The 7,350-nt window shown below is 39.9% G+C and carries 9 protein-coding genes; 8 read left to right on the top strand and 1 reads right to left on the bottom strand.

Features of this window, described 5'->3' with window-relative positions; translation table 11 throughout:
* From ABI367_RS00130 to ABI367_RS00165, 8 genes are all read left to right on the top strand, one after another.
* The coding region (locus ABI367_RS00130; RefSeq protein ID WP_462230436.1) for a GNAT family N-acetyltransferase at positions 1–475 on the top strand (475 nt) is incomplete at its 5' end.
* Between the two features lie 48 nt (positions 476–523).
* A complete protein-coding gene (locus ABI367_RS00135; protein WP_462230438.1) occupies positions 524–880 on the top strand; it encodes a four helix bundle protein in 357 nt (118 codons plus the stop codon).
* A 35-nt stretch (positions 881–915) separates the two neighbouring features.
* Positions 916–2,130, top strand: coding sequence for an argininosuccinate synthase (argG, locus tag ABI367_RS00140; RefSeq protein WP_462230440.1), 1,215 nt, complete (start codon positions 916–918; stop codon positions 2,128–2,130).
* An 11-nt stretch (positions 2,131–2,141) separates the two neighbouring features.
* On the top strand, positions 2,142–2,543 hold the full coding sequence (locus ABI367_RS00145; protein ID WP_462230442.1) for a cupin domain-containing protein: 402 nt from the start codon (positions 2,142–2,144) through the stop codon (positions 2,541–2,543).
* Positions 2,521–3,519, top strand: a complete 999-nt coding sequence (gene argC, locus ABI367_RS00150) for an N-acetyl-gamma-glutamyl-phosphate reductase (protein WP_462230444.1) — start codon at positions 2,521–2,523, stop codon at positions 3,517–3,519. The genes ABI367_RS00145 and argC overlap by 23 nt, the downstream gene beginning before the upstream one ends.
* Positions 3,520–3,575: 56 nt before the next feature.
* Positions 3,576–4,718: an aspartate aminotransferase family protein gene (locus ABI367_RS00155; protein ID WP_462230446.1), complete on the top strand. Its 1,143-nt coding sequence runs from the start codon at positions 3,576–3,578 to the stop codon at positions 4,716–4,718.
* Positions 4,719–4,727: 9 nt separating this feature from the next.
* Complete coding sequence (locus ABI367_RS00160) at positions 4,728–5,675, top strand: Rossmann-fold NAD(P)-binding domain-containing protein (RefSeq protein ID WP_462230448.1); 948 nt, start codon at positions 4,728–4,730, stop codon at positions 5,673–5,675.
* 3 nt (positions 5,676–5,678) lie between these two features.
* Positions 5,679–6,311, top strand: coding sequence for an FMN-binding negative transcriptional regulator (locus ABI367_RS00165; protein ID WP_462230450.1), 633 nt, complete (start codon positions 5,679–5,681; stop codon positions 6,309–6,311).
* A gap of 37 nt (positions 6,312–6,348) precedes the next feature.
* Here the strand turns inward: ABI367_RS00165 and ABI367_RS00170 are convergent, their stop codons facing one another.
* Entirely contained in the window at positions 6,349–7,248 is a 900-nt protein-coding gene (locus ABI367_RS00170; protein WP_462230452.1) for a S1 family peptidase, read from the bottom strand.
* Between the last annotated feature and the right edge of the window lie 102 nt (positions 7,249–7,350).

Here is a 7,350-nt window from a genome sequence, read left to right on the forward strand (position 1 = left end):
CTGGGCCGGGTTTTGTTATATTGAAACCTGGAGCCATGGTGATTTTGTGGCTAACTCGGGCCTGATAGTAGCGCCCGAATACCGTAAAGTAGGTTTAGCTAAAGCCATCAAACATAAAATATTCGAACTTTCGCGCACCAAATATCCCGAAGCTAAGCTGTTTGGATTAACTACTGGACTGGCTGTAATGAAAATAAACTCTGAATTGGGCTATGAACCGGTAACCTATTCGGAGCTTACGCAGGACGAAGATTTTTGGAAAGGCTGCAAAAGCTGCGTTAATTATGATATATTGACCATGAAAGAACGGAAGAACTGCATGTGTACCGCCATGCTGTTTGACCCGGCTGAAAAGGCGAAAGATTTAGAAAAAAACACACAAGAAAAATTAAAAGAGATTACTCATAAGGCCACTCTGTTCGAACGAATAGAAAATGCTATTAAAAGTTTTGGGCAGGATTTAAAAATTTTTTAATTGAAGCTTAAAGCTGAAAGACTAAAGCAGAAAGCTTTTAATATATAAATGAGAGATTATAGGAAATTGGAGGTATGGAAAAGATCGCACGAATTGACCTTGTTTGTGTACAAAAACATATTGCCCAAATTTCCTAAAAGTGAACAATTCGATTTATTGAGTCAAACAAAACGCGTTACTTACTCTATACCGATGAATATTGTTGAAGGAAGCGGAAGATTTACAGAGAAAGACTTTGCTCATTTTTTAGATATGGCATTAGGTTCTGCACATGAATTAGAATACTGTTGTCTTTTAAGTAAGGATTTGTCTTACTTTGATGAGGATTTACATAATACCACAAACAAATTAATTAACGAAGTTAAAGCCATGTTAATTGGCTTAATTAAAAAACTAAGAGAGTAAAAAGCTTTGGTCTTTTTGCTTTCTGCTTTTAGCTTATGAAAAAGAAAGTAGTATTAGCTTACAGTGGCGGTTTAGATACATCGTTCTGCTGCATATATTTAACAAGAGATCTTGGTTACGAGGTACATTCTGTAATAGTTAACACAGGTGGTTTTAGTGATGAAGAACTAAAAACAGTTGAAAAACACGCTTACGAAATGGGCGTTACATCACACCATGTGGTTGACGAGACCGAGAATTTTTATAACACCTGTGTACGTTATTTAATATATGGTAATGTATTAAAAAACAACACCTATCCCCTTTCGGTAAGTGCTGAGCGTGTTAGTCAGGCTACTGCCATAGCTAACTATGCTAAAGAGATTGGCGCCGAGTTTGTGGCCCACGGTAGTACCGGCGCCGGTAACGATCAGGTAAGGTTTGATATGATATTTAATATTCTTATCCCTGAGGTTGGTATCATCACCCCTATCCGCGATTTGAAATTAAGCCGAGAGGCCGAAATTGAATACCTAAAGAAGCACGGTGTTGAAATGAACTTTGAGAAAGCCAAATACTCTATCAATAAAGGGATTTGGGGTACATCAGTTGGTGGTAAAGAAACCTTAACATCAAACCTGGGCTTACCTGAAGAAGCATGGCCAACACAGGTAACCGAGTCAGAAACCAAAAACCTTGAACTTGTTTTTGAAAAAGGCGAGTTTGTAGGGCTTAACGGTAAAAGGTATGATCATCCAACACAAGCTATTCAAGCCTTACAAGCTATTGCACAGCCTTACGGCGTTGGCAGGGACATTCACGTAGGCGATACTATTATAGGTATTAAAGGCCGTGTGGGTTTTGAGGCCGCGGCACCCATGATCATTATTAAAGCGCACCATACATTAGAGAAACATACCTTAACCAAATGGCAGTTAACCTGGAAAGATCAGCTTTCTATGTTTTACGGCAATTGGCTGCATGAAGGACAGTTTCATGACCCTATTATGCGCAATATGGAAGCATTTTTAACCGATACACAGAAAAACGTAAGCGGTAAAGTATTTGTACAATTAAATCCTTATCGTTTCCAGGTAGTAGGTATTGAGTCTGATCATGACCTGATGTCGAACAAGTTTGGCAGCTATGGGGAGATGAACAACTCATGGAGCGGTGAAGATGTTAAAGGCTTCTCAAAAATATTTGGTAACCAGGTAATGATATATCATAAAGTTAATACCCCCCAGCCCCCTGAAGGGGGAGCTAATTAAGCTCATAATATATGGCTGATGATCAAAATATAAAAAATATTCAGGCTCCCTCTTCAGGGGGCGGGGGGGGCGTATTTTCAAAAAGCCAGTGTTTAGAGCATTACACGTGGGGTGATGATTGCCACGGATGGACCTTTGTTGATACCGAAGCCTTATCTGTTAAGCAAGAATTAATGCCGCCTGATACTGCCGAAAAACTACATTATCACGAAAAGGCTACACAGTTCTTCTTTATTTTAAAAGGCAGAGCGAAATTTGTTATTGATGGTGAAGATGTTGAGTTAAGGGAGCAACAGGCTATCCAAATCAATCCTAAGCAACAACACTTTATAGCCAACAATCAAAATACCGACCTGGAGTTTATTTTATACACCTATCCATCAGCAAAAAATGACAGAATCGATATCAAATAAAATCAAAGCAGGAATTATAGGCGGTGCAGGTTATACCGGCGGAGAAATGCTGCGTATTTTGGTTAACCACCCTAATGTAGATATTGCTTTTGTACATAGCAACAGCAACGCCGGCAATTATATTTACGAAGTACACACCGATCTGTTTGGCGATACCGACCTTAAATTTACCGGCGAACTATCAACTGATATCGATGTATTGTTCCTTTGTGTTGGACATGGCGACGCTAAAAAGTTTTTAGAAGCTAATGCTATACCTGATTTGGTTAAGATCATCGACCTGAGTCAGGATTTTAGGTTAAGTCAAAATTCAAGTATTGGTAGCAAAAGCTTTGTTTATGGATTGCCTGAGGTAAATAGGGATGCCATAAAATCAGCGCAAAATATAGCTAACCCGGGTTGTTTTGCTACTACCATACAGTTAGCCCTGCTACCATTAACAGCAAAAGGTTTGTTAAATAATGAGGTACATATTTCGGCAACTACGGGTTCAACAGGTGCAGGACAAAGTTTATCGCCTACCTCGCATTTTACCTGGCGTAATGATAACCTTTCGGTTTATAAAGCTTTTAACCATCAACATTTAAATGAGATTGGTCAGTCGTTAAAACAGCTGCAGCCAGACTTTAACCAAACGCTTAATTTTATTCCTTATCGCGGAGATTTTACACGCGGGATATTTGCATCGGTATATACCGAAAGCGAGTTATCCGAAGAAGAAGCTTTAAAGCTTTACGAAGATTATTACGCCGGTGATCCGTTTACACATGTTACCAGCAGAAACATCGACTTGAAACAAGTAGTAAACACCAATAAAGTATTTTTACAAGTTAAAAAACACGATAATAAACTATTTATTATCAGTATATTAGATAATTTACTTAAAGGCGCGTCTGGTCAGGCGGTGCAGAATATGAACCTGCTATTTGGCCTTGATGAACGCGCGGGATTACGACTTAAGGCGACAGGATTTTGATCCTATAGCCACCTCAGACGTAACTCAATTTATTTAAGTATTTAAAATTTAACGAAATGAAATTATTTGACGTATATCCAATTAACCATATCAATATTGTAAAAGGTGCAGGCAGCCTGGTTTACGATGATAAAGGAACAGAATATTTAGACCTATACGGCGGGCACGCCGTAATATCCATAGGCCATACCCACCCCCATTATGTAAAACGAATAGAAGATCAATTACATAAAATTGGCTTCTACTCCAATTCTATTGAAATACCCTTACAAACCGAATTGGCCGAAAAGCTGGGTAAAGTAAGTGGTAAAGAAGATTACCAGTTGTTTTTGATCAATTCGGGTGCCGAAGCGGTTGAGAATGCTTTAAAACTGGCATCGTTTTATAATGGCAAAAAGAAGGTTATCGCCTTTACCGGCGCGTTTCATGGGCGTACATCGTTGGCCGTATCGGTTACTGATAACCCCAAAATTGTAGCTCCTGTTAATCAGACTGATGATATTATAAGGGTAACATGGAAAGACGAAGAGGCTTTAGAGCAGGCTTTCGCGGATAATGAAATATCAGCCGTAATTATTGAAGGCATACAAGGCGTAGGCGGCATACAAGTTGCACCTGAAAGCTTCCTGCAAAAAATAAGATCGCTTTGCGACGAACATAACGCGGTATTTGTGGCCGATGGCGTACAATGCGGTTACGGGCGTACCGGCAAATTCTACTCGCACGATTTTGCGGGCGTTAATGCCGATATATATACCATGGCTAAAGGTATGGGTAACGGCTTCCCTATCGGGGCCATCAGTATATCGCCTAAAATTCAGCCGGCTTATGGCATGCTGGGTACTACTTTTGGCGGTAATCATTTGGCTTGTGCCGCGGCATTAGCAGTTTTAGAGGTGATAGAGCAGGATAACCTGATGCAAAATGCCGCCGAAGTTGGCGGTTATTTGATCGACGAACTTAAAAAGTTTAAAGAGGTTAATGAAGTAAGGGGCCGGGGCTTAATGATAGGTATTGATTTGCCTGCCGAGTTTTCCCATGCAAAAAAAGATCTTTTATTTAAGCATCATATTTTCACCGGCGAAGCTAAACCAAATGTGATCAGGTTATTGCCTGCGTTAAACTTAACCAAAGCGCATGCCGATCAATTTTTAGAAGCATTTACCCATGTATTAAAGCCATCTGCGGTTTTATCATAATAGTATAGCATGAAAAAATTTACATCCGTAAACGACGTAACCGACTTAAAAGCCATAGTTGCAGAAGCTTTAGCATTAAAGAATGATCCGTATGCGCACCAGCATTTGGGTAAAAATAAAACGTTAGGCCTGGTATTTTTAAACCCAAGCCTGCGTACCCGCATGAGCACCCAAAAAGCTGCGCTAAACCTGGGCATGAACGTAATGGTGCTAAATATTGATAAAGAAGGCTGGGCTTTAGAGTTGCGCGATAACGTGGTAATGAACGGTACTACCGTTGAGCATATCCGCGAAGCGGCAGCCGTGATGGGCGAATATTTGGATATCATTGGCGTGCGATCCTTTCCGGGTCTAACCAACCGCGATGAGGATTATAGCGAAGTTATATTTAACAAGTTTGTTGAATATTGTGGTATACCTATAGTAAGTTTAGAATCAGCAACCCGCCACCCGCTGCAGAGTTTGGCCGATTTGATAACCATTGAGGAATTAAAAACAAAAGCACGCCCTAAAGTGGTATTAACATGGGCGCCGCATATAAAACCATTGCCGCAAGCTGTACCAAACTCCTTTGCCGAATGGATGTGCAAGGCTGATGTTGATTTTACCATTACCCACCCTGCCGGTTATGAATTAAGTACCGATTTTACACAAGGTGCTACGATTACTACCAACCAGGATGAAGCGTTAGCTGATGCAGATTTCATCTACGTAAAAAACTGGTCTGCTTTTGAGCCTTACGGAAAAATATTTGAAGGCAATGAAGATTGGATGCTTACCAATGATAAGCTAAAGACAACCAATAATGCCAAGGTAATGCATTGCCTGCCTGTCAGACGCAATTTAGAGCTATCTGCTGAGGTTTTAGATGGGCCCAACTCCATAGTGGTACATGAAGCCGGTAATCGTGTATGGGCGGCGCAAGCTGTATTAAAGCAGATGCTGGAAACCTTGTAATATATGTACACGCCAAAGCACTTTCTGATAACCGACCAGCAGGAAGCCTTGAGCTTTATGCAGCGTTATAGTTTTGCTACTATAGTTACGGTTAATGATGGTGTACCTTCGGCAACTCACCTGCCTTTTGTAGTAACGCAGTGCGATGATAAAATAATCCTGACCTCACATTTTGCTAAAGCAAACCCGCAGTCGTCAGAAATACTAAATGGAAAGCCATTGGTAATATTTGCCGAGCCACATGCTTATATCTCGCCCAAACACTACGAGCAAGTAAATAGTGTACCCACCTGGAACTACATTGCTGTACATGCTTACGGTACGGCAACATTAATTGAAAGCGCCGAAGCTAAGGCGCAATTATTAGAGCAAACTATCCAGTTTTTTGAAGCCGATTATTTAAAGCAATGGGAATCACTACCTGAAGATTTTAAGCTGAATATGATGAAAGGCATTGTTGGTTTTGAAATAATAGTTGACGAAGTGCAGGGCAAGAAAAAGCTCAGTCAAAATAAAACTAAGCAGGAACGGCAGAATATTATAGATGAACTAAATACTAAATCAGGTTCAACAGAGAAGGATATAGCAGCTTATATGGCAGGATTAAAAAACAAAGGCACTCAAATAGCAAACTGATCTCGCTATTTGAGTGCCTTCTGCATCAATCCGAATATTATTTCCCCTCTTTACCCTGCAAATCTTTTAAAACCGATAATATAACCGATGCCTTAATTACAGTTGCTGATGATGCTTTTTTATAAGGTTTTTTGCTTACATCGGCATTTGAAGTTACATCATCAGGGTAGCTAATTATACCAACCAGTTTATTGCCTTTAAATACCGGGCCGCCACTGTAGCCGGGTGTTACCGAAACATTTGCTGTAAAGCTTGCCGGATCTTTATCAGTTGCTTTAGCTTTGCCGGTGCTGATACCTGTGCTGCGCTCCTGGAAAGATGTTTCAGGATACCCTACTGCAACCAATTCATCTCCATTATTTACGTCCGTAGCAATATTTTGTACCGGGATAGGTACACAACCTATACCTTTTAAATAATCGGCATAATTTTTAAAGTTTTTTGAGGCGAATGATATTACTGCCACATCATCTTTATCTGATGAGAACGCGAAGGTTGGTTGTCTGCTGAAATAATAGGTTAAGCCAATCATATTAATATCGTTAGATATTTGGCCGTTTACATTAACCTTACCTATAATTAAGGGGTTAATATCTTCTATGCCGTCTGTTTTTTCTTTAGATACAATAAGGTGTTTGGCGGTAACCATATACATTTTATTACCATCGGTAATTAAAACGGCTGTACCCCTTATAGTATCTTTAGCTGAAGCATATTCTTCCCTAATATCTGCCGACTCGCGCTGCGTAAAATTAGGGATGGCCTCCAGTCGCTTTAATAATTGTTTAGATACCTCATCGAACGAATAGCGCATTTGTACGCCTTCCAGCTTAACAATAGCTTTTTTATATTCATCTGTTGTGGCGGGCCCCTGTGCAAAGCTGTTACTAAATAGCAGGATACAAACACATAGGGTATTAAAGAATGTTGATTTCATTTTGAGGTTTATTTTGAGGTTATTGTTGCAAATGTATAAGTTGTTTTTACATTTTACCTCCCAAATTACGCATCTCCAATTAATTTTTTGCGTTTTTAAAAA

The sequence above is a fragment of the Mucilaginibacter sp. genome (assembly GCF_039935595.1).
In the GTDB taxonomy this organism is placed as follows: Bacteria; Bacteroidota; Bacteroidia; order Sphingobacteriales; family Sphingobacteriaceae; genus Mucilaginibacter.